11 protein-coding genes are annotated in these 16561 nt (G+C 41.9%); 7 read left to right on the top strand and 4 right to left on the bottom strand.

The genetic code is table 11. The features are described 5' to 3' along the window. Positions 1–434 precede the first annotated feature (434 nt). The 4 genes from nspC to CXF72_RS19635 all read right to left on the bottom strand — a co-directional run bounded on the left by nspC (position 435) and on the right by CXF72_RS19635 (position 5834). Positions 435–1565 carry a carboxynorspermidine decarboxylase gene (nspC, locus tag CXF72_RS16820; RefSeq protein WP_101040795.1) on the bottom strand — a complete coding sequence of 377 codons (1131 nt, stop codon included), beginning with the start codon at positions 1563–1565 and terminating at the stop codon, positions 435–437. Positions 1566–1646: 81 nt separating this feature from the next. Beyond that, positions 1647–2864, bottom strand: coding sequence for a carboxynorspermidine synthase (locus CXF72_RS16815; RefSeq protein WP_101040793.1), 1218 nt, complete (start codon positions 2862–2864; stop codon positions 1647–1649). A gap of 74 nt (positions 2865–2938) precedes the next feature. After that, positions 2939–4420: a pyridoxal phosphate-dependent decarboxylase family protein gene (locus CXF72_RS19640; protein WP_198552641.1), complete on the bottom strand. Its 1482-nt coding sequence runs from the start codon at positions 4418–4420 to the stop codon at positions 2939–2941. Next, the gene (locus CXF72_RS19635; protein ID WP_198552637.1) at positions 4410–5834 is read right to left on the bottom strand and encodes a diaminobutyrate--2-oxoglutarate transaminase family protein; all 1425 of its coding nucleotides are present in this window, start codon (positions 5832–5834) and stop codon (positions 4410–4412) included. Before CXF72_RS19635 ends, CXF72_RS19640 begins: the two co-directional genes overlap by 11 nt. A 591-nt stretch (positions 5835–6425) precedes the next feature. Here CXF72_RS19635 and CXF72_RS16805 point away from each other — a divergent pair. From CXF72_RS16805 to CXF72_RS16770, 7 genes are all read left to right on the top strand, one after another. Then, positions 6426–7151 (top strand): response regulator, encoded by a 726-nt coding sequence (locus CXF72_RS16805; RefSeq protein ID WP_101040791.1) that lies wholly within the window; start codon positions 6426–6428, stop codon positions 7149–7151. A gap of 21 nt (positions 7152–7172) precedes the next feature. Beyond that, positions 7173–8615 carry an ATP-binding protein gene (locus tag CXF72_RS16800; RefSeq protein ID WP_101040789.1) on the top strand — a complete coding sequence of 481 codons (1443 nt, stop codon included), beginning with the start codon at positions 7173–7175 and terminating at the stop codon, positions 8613–8615. Between the two features lie 14 nt (positions 8616–8629). After that, positions 8630–9865, top strand: a complete 1236-nt coding sequence (locus CXF72_RS16795; RefSeq protein WP_232785012.1) for an ABC transporter substrate-binding protein — start codon at positions 8630–8632, stop codon at positions 9863–9865. Positions 9866–10185: 320 nt separating this feature from the next. Continuing rightward, the gene (gene rlmKL, locus CXF72_RS16785) at positions 10186–12453 is read left to right on the top strand and encodes a bifunctional 23S rRNA (guanine(2069)-N(7))-methyltransferase RlmK/23S rRNA (guanine(2445)-N(2))-methyltransferase RlmL (RefSeq protein WP_101040785.1); all 2268 of its coding nucleotides are present in this window, start codon (positions 10186–10188) and stop codon (positions 12451–12453) included. An 8-nt stretch (positions 12454–12461) separates the two neighbouring features. Then, on the top strand, positions 12462–12698 hold the full coding sequence (locus tag CXF72_RS16780; RefSeq protein ID WP_101040783.1) for a glutaredoxin family protein: 237 nt from the start codon (positions 12462–12464) through the stop codon (positions 12696–12698). Positions 12699–12715: 17 nt separating this feature from the next. Continuing rightward, complete coding sequence (uup, locus tag CXF72_RS16775; protein WP_101040781.1) at positions 12716–14632, top strand: ATP-binding cassette ATPase Uup; 1917 nt, start codon at positions 12716–12718, stop codon at positions 14630–14632. Continuing rightward, positions 14633–16483, top strand: coding sequence for a DUF3466 family protein (locus tag CXF72_RS16770; protein ID WP_101040779.1), 1851 nt, complete (start codon positions 14633–14635; stop codon positions 16481–16483). Positions 16484–16561: the final 78 nt, after the last annotated feature.

Here is a 16561-nt window from a genome sequence, read left to right as displayed (position 1 = left end):
GGGTAATACATAATCAAGCAGTGCTTTCAGACTTATTCATTTTTATAATGAAGTGTGCGTGATGAATTTTTCACCTGCTTAGAAAGACCCGTTCCTTTGGCATGATCATTTTTGATAGGATGTTTTTTACAAAACATAGCCCCGCCTGAAGGCGTGGTTCCAAATGATAAAGTTCCAAATGATAAAGTTTGCACACACGATCGGAACCGGGCCTTCAGGCTCGGCCTGTTGCTTTTAAGCCTGAACAGCACTTTTAAGGGACTACCACAGAGGGCTGCGATAAAGTCCGCGTGCACAATATAATTATCGACGCCCCTTGTTATTGAAGGGGGGAGGAAATGAGAGTCGGGTTTATTTGCGAAGATTTTTTAGGGTAAGTATTACCTAACCCTAAGTATTACTTAACCCTAAGGTATGCCAGTTAATTCCTTTGTTTAGCTTTTGCCTAAACTGTCTTTATAATCTTGATAACCGAAGGAGTTTAATAACTCAATTTCGCCATCAATACGCTTGTAGTAGATACTGGGCATTTTCAAACCGTTAAACCAATTTAGTTTGACCATGGTATAACCGGCAGAATCGAGAATATGTAATTTTTGCCCAATCTGTAGCGCTTCTTCAAATTGTGTTTCACAGAATAGATCGCCCGCTAAACAGGAGCATGATCCTATAATATAGGGGAATTTTCCGTCGGCGGAAGCCTCACCAATAGAGGCCGGTTCATTGTAGATTAACGTATCTAAACGATGCGCTTCTGTGGCACTGTCTACGATCGCTGTTTTTTTACCATTATCAACAATATCAATCACGCTGACCACCAGATCCGCGGTGCGGGTAATAATCGCTTCACCGGGCTCTAAGTAGAGTTGCAGCTGGTGTTTTTCACTAAAGGCTTTTAACGCCAGGGCCAGTTTTTCAATCGGGTAATCCGGAGCGGTAAAGAAAATTCCGCCGCCTAAACTTAACCATTTAAGGTGGGTTAAGTATTCTGCAAAGCGCTCTGAAATATAATCCAAAATTTCGAGAAAGGCATCGGCATCTTTGTTTTCACAGTTCATGTGAAACATAAAACCATCAACTTTATCAAGCACGGATAAATCCAGTAAATCCTGTTTTACGCCTAAACGTGAGTAAGGGCGCGCCGGATCGGCGAGATCTTGACCGGCAACACTGCGCTCGGGATTAATGCGCAAACCTAAGGATGCAAAGGGATTGGCTGCTTGAAAATGGGCGTCTAACTGCGTTAATGAGTTGAAGATGATTTTGTCCGATAAAGGGGCGACGATATCAATATCTTGTTTAGAATAACCCACGCTGTAGGCATGGGTTTCACCGCCAAAGGTCTCATGGCCTAATTGTACTTCAAAAGGGCCCGAGCTGGTGGTGCCGTCTAAATAGGGTTTGATCGTATCGAAAGTCCCCCAGGTTGAAAAACACTTTAATGCTAAGACTAATTTAGCCCCTGAAATTTGTTTAAGCTGTTTGGCTTTTTCAAGATTTTCAATGAGTTTTTTTTCATCGACCATAAAATAAGGTGTGCTTAATTGGTTTTCATTCAAGTGCATAGTGGGGTCTTTTATCAGATTAGGAAGTAGGAATTAAGTATAAAAACGAAGGCCGAAACCTTCGTTTAAAGCAGGTGGAGATTAAGCCTTCAACTCTTGTACCTGCCAGGTTAAGCCGACACGCGGTAGAAGGTCTAAAAAATCATCCGGGTTAAGCTGTTCTACATTGTATAAACCCACATCATTCCATTTACCCTGGAAATAAAGCAGGGCGGCGGTGATAGCAGGCACACCCGTTGTATAGGAAATTGCTTGATGTTCAACTTCAATATAAGATTCTTTATGGTCACAAATATTGTAGATAAAGACACTTTTAGGCAGGCCATTTTTTTGACCGCGTATCCAGGTGCCAATACAGGTTTTACCGGTATAACCCGATGCAAGGGAAGTCGGATCGGGTAAAATAGCTTTTAATACCTGCAGTGGTTTAACCGTAATACCGTCGGATGTGGTAATAGGCTCAGGGCTTAGCAAACCAATATCGCGCATCATATTAAAGTAACTAAGGTAGGTATCGGAGAAGCCCATCCAGAATTCGATACGTTTAGCAGGAATATATTCAGCTAAAGAGCGTACTTCATCATGTGCCATGGAGTACACTTTTTGCGAACCCACCACGGGGAAATCAAATTCCATCATACGACTGTGGCAGGGAACGCTTTTCCACTGCTGATTTTCAAAGTAAAAAGAATCACCTTGAATTTCCAGCAGGTTGGTTTCCGGATCGAAGTTGGTGGCAAATTTTTGACCGTGATCACCGGCATTAACGTCCATTACATCAATACTGTCAATTTCATCAAACAGGTTTTTATGGGCATAGCTTGCAAAAATACTGACCACACCAGGATCACAACCCGCACTTAAAATACCCGTAATACCGGCTTCTTTAAAACGTTCGGCAAAGGCCCATTGCGGATCATAAGCTTCAGGGACTTGTTGTCCGGGGCTGCATAAATCCGTCGCAACCGAGGTATCCAGGTAAGCTGTTTTAGTTAACACACAGGCTTCCATAATATTAACGTTCACCCAGGGAGGGCCGGCATTAATCAGTAAATCCGGTTTGACTTCATTGATAAGTTTAACCAATGCATCAAGATCATCGGCATTAACCGCCACGGCTGCCATCTTTTTAGTGCTGTCTTTCAGGTTGTTACGTCCTTTAATAGACGTAATAATTTTTTCACATTTAGAAATAGTGCGGGAAGCTAAGGTGATATCGCCAAATACATCGTTATTCTGGGCACATTTATGGGCAATAACCCAACCAACGCCACCGGCGCCTATTTGTAATACTGACATTTTAAAGTCCTTGTTAAGAGGAAATAGCCAATCCACTGATTGAATGTTCTGGCTATAACCTATTGTTTTTTAAGTTAGTGATTAATTAATTGTTGTGCATGCGCTTCGATTTTTTCAAACAAATCGTCAAAATCGTCTAATGTTAAACAGGGGTTTAAGAGTGTAAATTTAAGATAAAGTTTGCCGTCAACCTTGGTTTCGGCAATCACGGCATCGCCACAGGTTAATAATTGCAAACGTAATTTTTGCTGTAACTGATTAAACTCATTAAGCGTTAATACACCCTGATATTGGGGGCTTAAGCGAAATAAAACCGTTGATAATAAAGGCTCACAACAGAGCTCAAAGTGGCTGTTCTGCTGCACGGATTTTGCCACCGCCTGGGTGAGTTCAATTAACTTATCGTACATTTCACCCAAGGTCTTAGCACCTACCCCTTTTAAGGTCATAAACATTTTTAATGCATCAAAACGTTTGGTGGTGGCGATACTTTTATCAACCAGGTTAGGCAGATCATCGCCTTCCCGGTTAAGGTAATCGGCATGATGGAGAAGACTTTTAAAGTGTGTTTTATCTTTAATTAATAAAGCGCCGCAACTAATAGTTTGATAGAAGAGTTTATGAAAGTCGACACTCACGGAATCGGCTGATTCCATCCCTAGCAGACGTGATTTATGTTTTTGACTGAGCATTAATGCGCCGCCATAGGCTCCGTCGACATGGCACCACAGACCGAAATGGCGGCTGATCTTCACAATTTCCTGTAAATCATCAATGGCGCCATGATCCGTTGTGCCTGCGGTGGCAACGACCGCCATCGGCAATAATCCCTGCGCCAGCAGATCCTCAATAGTAGTCTGCAAATGGTCAGTATCCATCTGTCCCTGAACATTGGTTTTAATGCACACCACCGAACGTTCCCCAAGACCCATTAATGATGCGGATTTTTGAATAGTGAAATGGCTTTTATTCGAACAGATAATGCGTAATTTATTACCGTAATCAGGTAAACCATCCTGCTGAATATTATGACCGGAATGTTTATCTGCAAACCAGTCCCGTGCCAATAATAAACCCATCAAATTGCTTTGCGTGCCGCCGCTGGTGAAAACACCATCAGCAGCCTCACCCAGCGCATAGGTTTTAAGCAGCCAATCGATAATAAACTGCTCTAGATAAGTCGCGGCAGATGCCTGATCCCAAGAGTCCATCGATTGATTCAATGCCGCAATATAAAATTCAGCGACCACCGACGAGATTAACGGCGGGGTATGAAGGTGCGCAATACAATGCGGGTGTTGTACCATGATTGAATTTTTAGCTATCAGATCATTGGTTTGCTCAATAACCTGCTGCAGCGGTTCAACCTTATCTAAATTGCAGTTGTAGATTGCTTCTTTTAGCAAATCCGGTGCCAAACCTGAATAAGGTTTAGTGCACTGCGCAAACAGGCTGTTTATATTATCCAGTGTTTGCTGACTGGCTAATGCAAAAGCCTCGTTGCTGCTGCCGGCAATCTGAATAAAGTGCTTTGACCAGGTTGAATTAGGCTGCATCAATGACGTCATCCTGGGTGGCTATAATGGCCGCTTTAACGGTGTCAGCAACAAAGTTGATTTGTGTTTCACTGATAATCAGGGGCGGTAAAAAGCGTAATACAGCGCCTTGTCGGCCGCCTTTTTCAATGATTAAACCACGCTCTAACGCGGCACGTTGAATCAGTGCTGCACGTGCGGGATCGTGTACCGGATGGCCCAGAGTGTTAAATTCACCTGCTTTAACTATTTCTATGCCGCACATTAAGCCGCGCCCGCGTACTTCGGCAATACAATCTGTTTCAGTTTGAATGGCGCATAATAAAGCGCGTAACTGTTCACCGCGTTGTTTGGCATTGTCGGTGAGGTTATCACGTTGGATAATTTCCAGTGTTTTAGCGCCGCTTGCCATGGCTAACTGATTGCCACGGAAAGTACCCGTATGTTCACCTGCGTTCCAGCAGTCAAATTTTTTGTTGTACAAAATAACTGACATGGGCATGCCGCCGCCAATCGCTTTGGATAAGACCAGAATATCAGGTTCAATACCGGACTCTTCAAAAGCAAAATTGTCTCCAGAACGACCGATACCGCACTGAATTTCATCAAAGATTAATAAAATTCCCTGTTCAGTGGTAATACGGCGCAGTTCCTGTAACCAGAAAGCCGGCGCAGGGTTTACTCCGCCTTCCCCCTGAATAGGTTCAACAATAATAGCGGCGGGTTTAGTAATGCCACTTTCATCATCACTTAAGACCGACTCTATATAACGAATGCTCTGTTTAGCACCTTCCATCCCGCCCAGGCCAAAGGTACAACGTAAACTGTATGGGAAAGGGAAAAAGTGTACATCGGACATTAATCCGCTACGGCGTTTTTTAGCCCCCAGATTACCGGTCAATGATAATGCGCCATTGGTCATGCCGTGGTAAGCACCATGGAAAGAAATCATGGTATTACGCTTAGTATAAAGTTTTGCAAGTTTAATCGAGGCTTCTATGGCATCTGCCCCAGAAGGGCCGCAAAATTGAATACGCGCATTTTCAGCAAAATTAGGGGGTAAAAACTGCATGACAGATTTAATGAATTTATCTTTCGCCGGGGTCGTAATATCCAGCGTTTGATAAGGCACACCTTGATTGAGTTGTTCTATCATCACTTGGTTGATTTCAAAATGGTTGTGTCCAAGCGCCAAAGTCCCGGCTCCCGCAAGGCAATCTAAATAAACTTGCCCTTTGGTATCTTCAATAATAGCGCCTCGACTTTTGTTGATCGCCAGCGGCAAACGACGCGAATATGAACGCACTTCTGATTCATAATGTTCTTGGCTTAAAAGCACATTGTCAGGTGTTAAATTATATAATTCGCTTACTAGGGGGATTTCTTGATCGTTGGATAAATGTGTTTCAGGCGTCAAATTCAGGACGTTTTGCATAACGAGATCCTTAAATATTTTAAAGTACTCCATAAAATGGAGTCAAAGTGATTCTACTTACTTTTAGAAAAATGAGGGTGATACAGAGGATTAAGCGATTAACTCACGGTTCAGTGAGAGAGTTTAAATAAGTATGGTATGAAGCGTTACAAACAGCATAACCAATAAAAAATAGGGCTGCAGCGTGGTTAAGTGAGATTGATCGATACATTTAATGACGCTCCTATTATTATTTTAAGCTGCTGTGAATGTTGTGTTAAAACCCGCAGAAATAGATTGTTCTACGTGTTAGGGCGCGCATTTTATCATCGTTTTTTTTGCTGGCAAGTGTAAAAAACAGGGTATTTCTCTTTTTTTTTGTTAGAGATTGATTTTAATCTTTAAATTAAGCGTAAAATTAAATTTTTGAAGGAAAAAGTGAATCGTTGCAGGCATGTTTTTTGAGATATTCTTCTCACATTTAAAAATGTTATGCTGAGTGCCTTACTTATTTTGTCATTAATTACTGGCGCGGCTATTAACTGAAAAAGGATTCCGTTAACATCCTGCGGATAATGAGTTTGTGGATTTCTGTTTTTAAAGGTAATAGATGTGACCAATAATAAGCAAGTTTTAGTGATAGATGATGACCAGGCAATACGTGAATTGTTAGCGGAATATTTATCAAAGAATAACTTTGATGTGATCACCGCGGAAGACGGCCTGGAAATGGGTAAACAACTATTAGTCTATCAGCCCGATTTAATCATACTGGATATCATGTTGCCCGGTGACGACGGTTTTATCCTTTGCCAACGAATCCGGCAGACGTCGCATGTGCCGATTATTATGTTAACCGCTAACTCCGATGAAATGGATCGTGTGTTAGGTCTGGAAATTGGTGCCGATGATTATATAGCCAAACCCTTTAGCCCTCGAGAATTACTGGCACGTATTAAAGCTTTATTAAGGCGGACACAGTTTGCCAGCGAAGAAAGTCAGCCCACTGCCAAGGCGCGCTATTTATTGTTTTCAAACTGGAAGCTTGATACTAAACAGCATCTTCTAATAGATGAAAATAAACATGAGCTATCATTAACCGGTGCAGATTTTCAATTACTTACCCTGTTTTTAGACAATGCCAATAGCGCCATTTCACGAGATCAAATTTGCCAGGCACTGCATGGTCGGGATGCTTTTGCCAACGAGCGGGGTATTGATGTCCATGTTAGCCGCCTGCGTCAGTGTTTAAAGGATGATGCTAAATCACCAAAAATCATAAAAACGATACGCGGTGCCGGATACGTTTTTATCGCCGATGTTAATGAAAACAATTAATATTTTTAGCAATACAGGATTATGATGGTTTATTTGCGCTTATTATTCAGATCATTAGTTTCCCGAATGTTATTGCTGACCGTTTTATCGGTTATCGTCGCACAAGCGATGAGCAGTTTTTTTTGGGTAAACCAGTTTGCCGAAAGTGAAGAAAAATCGCTGCTGCTGAATGCCAATAATTTGGCTGAAAATGCCTTAAGCACGGTTTCATTTTTTCAAGATTTGCCCCTGCAATATCGTTATCTGGCGTTACAGCAACTTCGAGATTTAGGCGGTAGCCGTTTTTTTGTGTCATTAAACAGTGAGCTTATCAATATCAGTCCGATAGCGGACAGCGAGTTAAAAAGTGAGATTATAAAAACCGTTAAGGATGTGCTCAGGCGACGAATTTCAACGGAAAAAAAATTGCACATAGAATTTTCCCATCCCGATGACTTACATGTTCTAAAAAATGATGTTTTATTAAAAAATTTGCCGCCTTCCTGGGGGGCTTATTCTTTGATAATTCCTTCCGTTAAACCACCGGTTTTAGTGATGCAGGTGGAAATGGCTGCGAATGAATGGCTTTATCTGGCGGCTATTTTACCTCCCCCTTATCTGCTGTCACAAAACTCAATTATATCAACGCAACAGGTCATTACGCTGGTTTTTACTACCTTTATTTTACTTATCTTCATCTCTTTATTCTTTTTTAGGCAAACCCGGCCCCTAAAACAACTGGCCCTGGCGGTGTCTGAAATGAGTATTGATTTATTTCAGAAACCCCTTAAAGAAGAGGGGGCTTCTGAAATAGTGACGGCGACACGCGCATTTAATCGCATGCAGCAAAAATTACAACGTTATATTCAAGATCGCGAAGTGTTATTCCGCTCTATTTCTCATGATTTAAAAACCCCTATTACCCGGTTACGATTGCGCGTGGAATTACTGGATAATGAAAAACAGATAGTCGCCTTTAATCACGATTTAGACGATTTAGAAATGTTGGTTAAGGGGGCATTACAAACGGTCAAAGATACCGATATACATGAAAATATCCAGTCAGTTGACGTGCTGAAATTATTAGAGCAGATCAGCAGTTCACAACCCGATAAGATAGAGATTATCAGCGGGGAAATTGAACTTTATCGCGGTAAGCCTCTGGCGTTAAAACGCTGTTTTTCTAACTTAATAGATAATGGGGTTAAGTATGGTCAGTCAGTAAAGGTTTATCTTATTGACAGTGATGAAAATTTGCAGATTTTAATTCAAGATAATGGTCCGGGTATTCCGGTTAAAGAACTTAAGAATATATTCACCCCCTATCGCCGTTTACATTATGACCAGCAAGGCCATGGTCTTGGACTCGGCATTGCGCGTAATATTATTAATGCACATAACGGTCAGCTGCATCTTATTAATCGGGATCAGGGTGGTTTGGAGGTGATCATCACTTTACCTAGAATTTACAAGTCTAATTTATGATAAAGCAGGATACTGTGAGCAAATATTTAATGTTACTGGCTGCTCTTTTAGGCTTTGTCAATGTTCATGCGGCAGAAGTCGAGGTGCTTCACTGGTGGACAGCTAAAGGAGAAGCTGAAGCACAAGGCATACTTGAAGATGCATTACTTGAGCAGAATATAAAATGGAATAATTTTGCCATTGTGGGGGCTGGCGGTGAAAGTGCTGTGCGGGTATTGCAAATGCGGGCACTTTCGGGGAATCCTCCCGATGTAGCACATATTAAAGGTCCGGATATTGGTGAATGGGCAAAAATAGGCATGCTTGAAAACATTGGTAAGATAGCAGATACCAGCACATGGCCCGATTTTCTCCCCAAAATAGTCCGCGAGACGGTGACCTTTGATGGGCAATATATGGCTGTCCCGGTTAATATTCATCGCGTTAATTGGCTGTGGCTTAATAAAGCCATTTTTGATGAGCTCGATCTCCCTTTGCCGACAACATGGCAGGGTTTTTTCGCCACTGCGAATAAAATACAGGCTGCAGGTTATATCGCTATCGCCCATGGTGGCACCGCCTGGCAGGATGCGCTGCTATTTGAATCGATGGCTTTGTCTTTATTAGGGCCGGAAAAGTATAAACAAGCCTTTGTTGAGTATAATGAAGCGCTGTTAACGTCAGCGGAAATGATCCATGTGTTTGAGCAATTTAAACGTTTATATCAATACACGGACAGTAGTATGCGTGGTAAAGATTGGTATCAGGCGAGCCAACTTATAAGCAATAATCAGGCCGGTATGCAGTTTATGGGAGACTGGGCAATGGGGATGTGGAATACCCAGGGGAAAAAAGCCATGGTGGATTATATCTGTATAGATGTTCCTGAAAGTAAAGGGCTTTTCAGTTACAACATCGACAGTTTTGTTTTTTTTGAAAAAAACGGCAGAAAAAATTCCCGGGAAATACAACGCAGCTTTATCGACATCTTATTAAGCGAAAAATTTCAAGCTGAATTTAATCTCGCAAAAGGTTCAATTCCAGTGAGACAGGGCATCAATATGGATCAATTGAATCAATGTGCGCATAAATCTTTTACTGATTTTAATAATGGACAATTGGTCCCTTCTTTTACCCAAAACTTAGCCAGCACCAGTCATTTGCAAAATATTATAAGCAAAATAATAAGTAACTATTTTAACAATCCCAGCGCCGATGCCGCCACTACGGTCAACTCTCTGTCACTGGCCATCAGAGCAATCAAAAACTAGCTGTCAGACTTCGGCCGTCAGCCGTCAGCCGTCAGCCGTCAGTCTTCAGTTGTCAGCCGTCAGTCTTCAGCTGTCAGCCGACAGCCGACAGCCGACAGCTCGAAGCTCGAAGCTCGAAGCTCGAAGCTCGAAGCTCGAAGCTCGAAGCTCGAAGCTCGACAGCTCGAAGCTCGAAGCTCGAAGCTCGACAGCTCGACAGCTCGACAGCTCGACAGCTAACAGCCGACCGCCATCAGCCGTTATTAATTATGTTGGGATAATCGAATTTTAAGGGTACAATACGTCCCATTTTATTTTCCTATTACACCGTGAGATCCTATATGTTAAGTTATTTTATCCCTACCGCTAAAGGGTTGGCCCCTCTGCTTGAAGTTGAGCTAAAAGAGATGGGTATTGAAAATCCGCAACAAATGAATGGTGGCGTGAAATTCGAGGGCACCTTAGAGCAAGGGTATAAAGTTTGTTTATGGTCTCGTTTTGCCAGCCGAGTATTGTTAAAACTTTCTGAATTCAAAGTGTTAGATTCAATGGATCTGTATTTAGGCTGCAGTAATATTCCCTGGGAAACGCATTTTGATGTTGATAAAACTTTCTCTATCGATTTTTCCGGTACCAACGATGAAATTCGTAATACTCAGTTTGGTGCGTTAAAAATTAAAGATGCGATTGTGGATCGTTTCCGTAAGCACTTTGATGAGCGCCCAAATGTGCAAAAACGCGATGCTGATATTCGTTTTAACGGCCGTTTATGGAAAGACAAGGCGACTATTTATTTAGACCTTTCAGGTTCGCCGCTGCACCTTCGTGGTTACCGTACTATCGCAGGTGAAGCGCCACTGCGTGAGACCTTAGCAGCCGGTATTATTAAACGCAGTGGTTGGCAGGGTGAAGCCCTTTTAGACCCAATGTGTGGCTCAGGTACTTTAGTGATAGAAGCGGCCATGATGGCGTTAAATATCGCACCGGGCTCATTGCGTGAAACCTTTGGTTTTGAAAAGTGGAAAAAACACGATCAGGAATGCTGGCAAACCCTTAAAACATCTGCACAAGTGTATGGCCGCCGCGCAGTTAATCAGTGTGAAACACGTTTTTACGGGTCTGATTTAAGCAAAGATATGATTGAAATTGCGCGCAAAAATGCACAACGGGCAGGGGTTGCTGAAGTCATTGAATTTTCTGTGACCGATGCTAAAAAAGTACTACCACCCGAAGAGCTGGAAACCGGGATGCTAATCACTAACCCTCCCTACGGAGAACGTTTAGGCAGTTTCAGTGATACCATCACGCTTTATACTGAGCTTGGTTATCATTTTAAAGATGCTTTTGCCGGTTGGAATTTATCTATGTTTGCCATGGATACTGAACTGTTAAGTTGTTTAGGCATGCGTGCGGGTAAAAGTTTTAAATTCTTTAATGGCCCGATTGAGTGTGTGCTTAAGAATTACCGTATTTCGCCAAAACGTAGCGCCGAAATAGTTGAACCTGTCACGCCAGCAGCACCTGCGGTTAAGACTAAGAAAAACAGTGAAACTTCTGAGCCTATCAATCCCTGGACCATGGGTCAAAATGAAAGTGTAACTGAAGCCGCAGAAGACAGTGAGTCTGAGCTTGTTTTTAAAGAAGTTCAACAAATCAAACCGGCGATTTATGCTGAAGAATTTGCTAACCGTTTACTTAAAAACCTAAAACAACTGGAAAAATGGGCAAAACGTGAAGGGGTTGAATGTTATCGCTTATATGATGCCGATTTACCTGAATATAATGTCGCCATTGACCGTTACGCTGAATATATCATTATTCAAGAATACCGCGCTCCGAAAGAGATTGAGACCCAAAAAGTACGTCGCCGCTTTCTAGATGTTGTCTCAACGGTACGCTACGTATTAAACCTGCCCGATGATAAACTGGTCATTAAAGTACGTGAACGTCAGAAAGGGCGTCAGCAATATGAGAAACTGGACACCAAAAAACAGTCATTAGTTGTCCATGAAGGACAGGCTAAACTGCTGGTTAATTTACAGGATTATTTGGATACTGGCCTGTTTTTAGATCATCGTCCAACCCGTTTGCTGATTGGCAAAATGGCTAAAGACAAAGATTTTTTAAATCTGTTTTGTTATACGGCAACCGCGTCTGTGCATGCTGCACTGGGTGGCGCTAAATCCACCACCAGTGTTGATATGTCTAAGACTTATCTTGCCTGGGGCGAAGATAACTTTGTAGAAAACGGCATTAAAGGCAAACATGAGTTTATCCAGCAGGACTGTATCAAATGGCTGCAGCATGCCCATGAGATGTATGATCTTATTTTTATCGATCCGCCAACCTTCTCAAATTCCAAACGTATGAGTGATGTGTTTGACGTGCAGGAGGATCATGTTGCACTGTTAACTTCTGCCAGTGAGCGTTTAAATGCTCAGGGTGAAATTATTTTCTCAAATAATAAACGTGGCTTTAAATTAGATGTTGATGCGATTAAAGCATTGGGTTTTTACGTTAAAGATATCAGCCAGTCCTCTATACCGGAAGACTTTAGACGCAATAAAAAAATTCATCAGTGCTGGATTTTAACCAAGCATACTGATTAAGATAACAAATGGCGCATAAGCATTTTTTATTATATTTTACGGACGGCTGCCATTTGTGTGATGATGCACAGCGATTATTGCAGCAGACGTCTGTCTCATATTCAAAAGTCGATATTATCGATGACCCGCAGTTAGTGAGTCTATATGGTTATAGTATTCCCGTTATTGAAAGTGACAACGGGAATACGCTTAACTGGCCATTTGATTTACAGCAGTTAAACGATTTTATTAACCTTCATATTTAATTAAAAAGAGTATTTAATTGGCATTATTAACGTTACACAACGCAGAGCTCGCCTTTGGTGAGCACCCATTATTAAATAAATCCAACCTGGTTATTGAACCTAATGAACGAGTTTGTTTGGTTGGGCGTAATGGCGCAGGTAAGTCAACCCTATTAAAAGTATTAGACGGTCGTATTCAACTTGAAGATGGCACCTTATTGATCAATACCGATGTCAAAGTGGCACGTTTAGAGCAGGATCCACCTACCGCAAGTACGCTAAGTGCTTATGATTTTGTGGCTTCCGGTATGGAAAATGCGGGTGAAATATTAAAAGCATACCATCACCAACTGCATGTTATTGCAGAAGACTGCAGTGAAAAGCAGTTAAATAAACTGCAAAGGCTGCAGGAGCAAATCGATCAGCTGGATGCCTGGCAGTTAGACAGTAAAATAAATCAAATATTAGATCGTTTAGCTATCGACCCCGAGTCAACTCTGGATCAGTTATCCGGAGGGTGGTTACGCAAAGTCGCTTTAGCAAAAGCATTAGTCAATGATCCTGACCTGTTGTTACTTGATGAGCCGACCAATCACCTCGACGTTGGTACTATCGAGTGGTTAGAAGAATTTTTGCTCAGTTTTCAGGGCGCGATTATCTTTATCAGCCATGATAGGGAATTTATTCGCCGTTTATCAACACGTATTATTGATATTGACCGTGGTAATTTAAGCTCCTGGCCGGGCGGTTACGATGAGTATTTAATTGCTAAAGAAGAAGCATTACGCGTTGAAGAAGAGCAGAATTCTGAATTCGATCGTAAATTGGCGATTGAAGAAAAGTGGATCCGTCAGGGTATCAAAGCCCGTCGTACTCGTAATGAAGGCCGTGTTCGTGTGCTTAAATCATTGCGTAATGAACGCGCCGATCGTCAAAATGTGATGGGCAAAGCGAAAATCAATATTGATGCCGGTACACGTTCCGGGAAAATTATTTTCGAAGCCGAGCATGTGGCTTACAGTTATGATGAGTTATGCATCGTTCGTGATTTCTCCTGCGCTATTATGCGTGGAGACAAAATTGCATTAGTCGGTAGAAACGGCTGTGGTAAGAGTACCCTGTTAAAATTATTACTCAACCAATTACAGCCCGATGCAGGCGAAATCAAGTGCGGCACTAAGCTTGAAGTGGCCTACTTTGACCAATACCGGGGTGAATTGAATCCTGAAAAATCGGTAATGGATAACCTGGCGGAAGGTAAGCAGGAAGTGGAAGTGAATGGCATTAAACGCCATGTTTTAGGTTATTTACAAGACTTCTTATTCCACCCCGAGCGCGCCAGAACACCGGTAAAAGCGTTATCAGGTGGTGAGAAAAACCGTCTGTTACTGGCTAAAATATTTTTAAAACCCAGTAATTTATTAATTCTTGATGAACCTACCAATGATCTTGATGTCGAAACGCTGGAGTTATTAGAAGAGCTGTTAGCCAATTATAAGGGTACTTTATTATTGGTCAGTCATGACCGTAGTTTTGTTGATAATACCGTGACTAATACCTGGTTTTTTGATGGCAACGGTAACGTACAACAGTTCGTCGGTGGTTATAGTGACGCTATGCGCCATAAAACGCAAAGCGAAGCACCCGCTGAAGCTGTAGTTAACGACGTTAAAGCGTCGGCTAAAAAAGACAAAGCCCCTGTAAAAGTGGTCGCTAAGAAAAAATTATCCTATAAATTACAACTTGAGCTGGATGGTTTACCGCGTTTACTCGAAGAGCTGGAAGAAAAAGTAGAAAGTTTACAGGCAACTATCAATACGCCTGAATTTTTTAACAAAGATAAAAGCGAAGCGGATACCTTTTTAGCACAACTTGCCCAGGCAGAAGAGCGCTTTGAAAAAACCTTTATGCGCTGGGAAGAGCTAGAAGAATTGCAAAATGGAGAAAATAGTTAAATGAGATATAAACTACCCCTGACCGGCGTAGCGTTATTATTATCGGCTAATGGTTGGGCACTTCCGGCTGAGACTGCTTTTTATAGCGTTGAAAAAATTGATGTCTATGCAGAAGGGGCGAGCTATGGCGCCTATCCTTCGGCTATTTCGGTCGATGGTACTTTTATCGGCACCTATTCGATGAAGTCCTACTTGTCGATCGATGTGGATCTTGGGCTGCCCTTTACCTTTAACCGGGATTGTCAATATGACACCGGTTTTTGTGAATTTGCGTTTTATGGTTCAAAAACCGCCGGTCATTTAAGTTATTATAATGCTGCTCAGGTTTGGCGTAATGCGCAATCCGATGCGCAAGATAGTTTATATAGCAGTTATATGATGGCTAATATTGTAGTTGATGACTCCGATACAGGTCAGCAATTGCCTTATGATGCGGATAGTACAGGCAGTACTGATGTCAAGGTAACCGATGTTATTATTGACAGTAACAATGATCAATTTGTTGTTGGTTATTCATCAGCTCCTTATTATTATGATTCTGACTCTTATGAACGGGATTTTGTCCGACGTGCATTTATAAAAGACCAGAACAGTGGCGCTGTTACTTCATTATTACCTGACTTTGATACTAATGGTGGTTTCAGCAGTGCTTATAAGATTAAAGAAGTTACCTTTAATAATGTGACAAAAACCTTTGTAGTAGGTGCTTCCAGCGTCTCTTACGCTCAAGATAGTCCTGAATATTTTAATAACTGTTATTTCAGTGATACATCCGATGAAATTTCGACTATTAATGAACTCGTTAACTGTCCCGGTTTTGATACTCAGGCCTGGGCTTGGGAGGTGACGGGTTTAAGTGATACGACTCAGGATATCAGTGGTTTTGCACTGGCAACGCAGTGGCTTGATGATAATGCAGATAATAATAGTTCGAATGTAACTTACAGTGCCAGTGCATTGGATATTAATGCAGCCGGTATTGCTGTCGGTGTGTCCACTTTTGAATATGCAAGCAGTAGCGCAACAGGTGGTCGCCAACGTGCGATTATTATGACACCGAGTACGGATAATATGCCTTCTGGTTTTGGTGACGGTAGCTATGACGCGCCGACTGAATTAACCGAGGCTGCTCGCGAGATTGAAAGCGCAGGTGATCAAGGGGATACGCTATACAATACCTGGGCTATCGCTATTACGGACACTAACACTGTTCTAGGTAACCGGGAATATAATGTGCCACAAGCGGTTAATAAAGCCACTGAATTTTTTGTCTATGATATTGATCAAGACAGCATTAGTTTTCCATTGAAAGATAAAAAAGTATTATCGACTGAGCAGGATGGTGAGAGCAGCGCTAAAACCGGTGCTAATAGCCGAGCGTATGATATCAATGAATCGGGTTTTATTGTCGGTAAAGCCGATGATTATGATCAAACCCATTCCGTTAATGGCGGCAGTCCTCGTAGTCAATCTGCATTTTTATATAACAGTAATACCGATAAAAGCTGGTTTATTAATGATCTGATTTGCAGTGAAGATGGTGATGGTATTGTTACCTCCCCATACTACAAAATCCGCAGTGCCAGAGTTATTAATGATAATGGTACGGTATTAGCGGAAGGTCTGGAATATCCAACAGATACGGATTATTATAATGAAACCAATGCGACGGAAATAATGTTAAAATTAACCCGTAATAGCGCCGTTAGTTCACCCGATTTCAGCCCGAATTGCTGGGATTCTGCACTGTTAAAAGGTGTGGATAGTTCCTATGAGCGCCAAGGTGCTGCCAGTTTCTGGTTATGGATTTTCGCACTGCCGGTATTATTAGTACGTCGTTTTATTAAATAGAAACACTGTGAGTTGCGAGGTTACAACCGCTAAGCGCTTAATAATAGCCGTTCAGTAGTTTGGATTCTGAACGGCTTT

It is taken from the genome of Psychromonas sp. MB-3u-54 (assembly GCF_002836415.1).
Lineage (GTDB): Bacteria > Pseudomonadota > Gammaproteobacteria > Enterobacterales > Psychromonadaceae > Psychromonas.
This window is presented reverse-complemented; position numbering and strand designations above follow the sequence as displayed.

What these genes read in the sequence shown, in the direction of transcription:
- nspC (WP_101040795.1), bottom strand. Translation starts at nt 1,565, where the DNA reads ATGCACTTGAATGAAAACCAATTAAGCACACCTTATTTTATGGTCGAT.
- CXF72_RS16815 (WP_101040793.1), bottom strand. Translation starts at nt 2,864, where the DNA reads ATGTCAGTATTACAAATAGGCGCCGGTGGCGTTGGTTGGGTTATTGCC.
- CXF72_RS19640 (WP_198552641.1), bottom strand. Translation starts at nt 4,420, where the DNA reads ATGCAGCCTAATTCAACCTGGTCAAAGCACTTTATTCAGATTGCCGGC.
- CXF72_RS19635 (WP_198552637.1), bottom strand. Translation starts at nt 5,834, where the DNA reads ATGCAAAACGTCCTGAATTTGACGCCTGAAACACATTTATCCAACGAT.
- CXF72_RS16800 (WP_101040789.1), top strand. Translation starts at nt 7,173, where the DNA reads ATGATGGTTTATTTGCGCTTATTATTCAGATCATTAGTTTCCCGAATG.
- rlmKL (WP_101040785.1), top strand. Translation starts at nt 10,186, where the DNA reads ATGTTAAGTTATTTTATCCCTACCGCTAAAGGGTTGGCCCCTCTGCTT.
- CXF72_RS16780 (WP_101040783.1), top strand. Translation starts at nt 12,462, where the DNA reads ATGGCGCATAAGCATTTTTTATTATATTTTACGGACGGCTGCCATTTG.
- CXF72_RS16770 (WP_101040779.1), top strand. Translation starts at nt 14,633, where the DNA reads ATGAGATATAAACTACCCCTGACCGGCGTAGCGTTATTATTATCGGCT.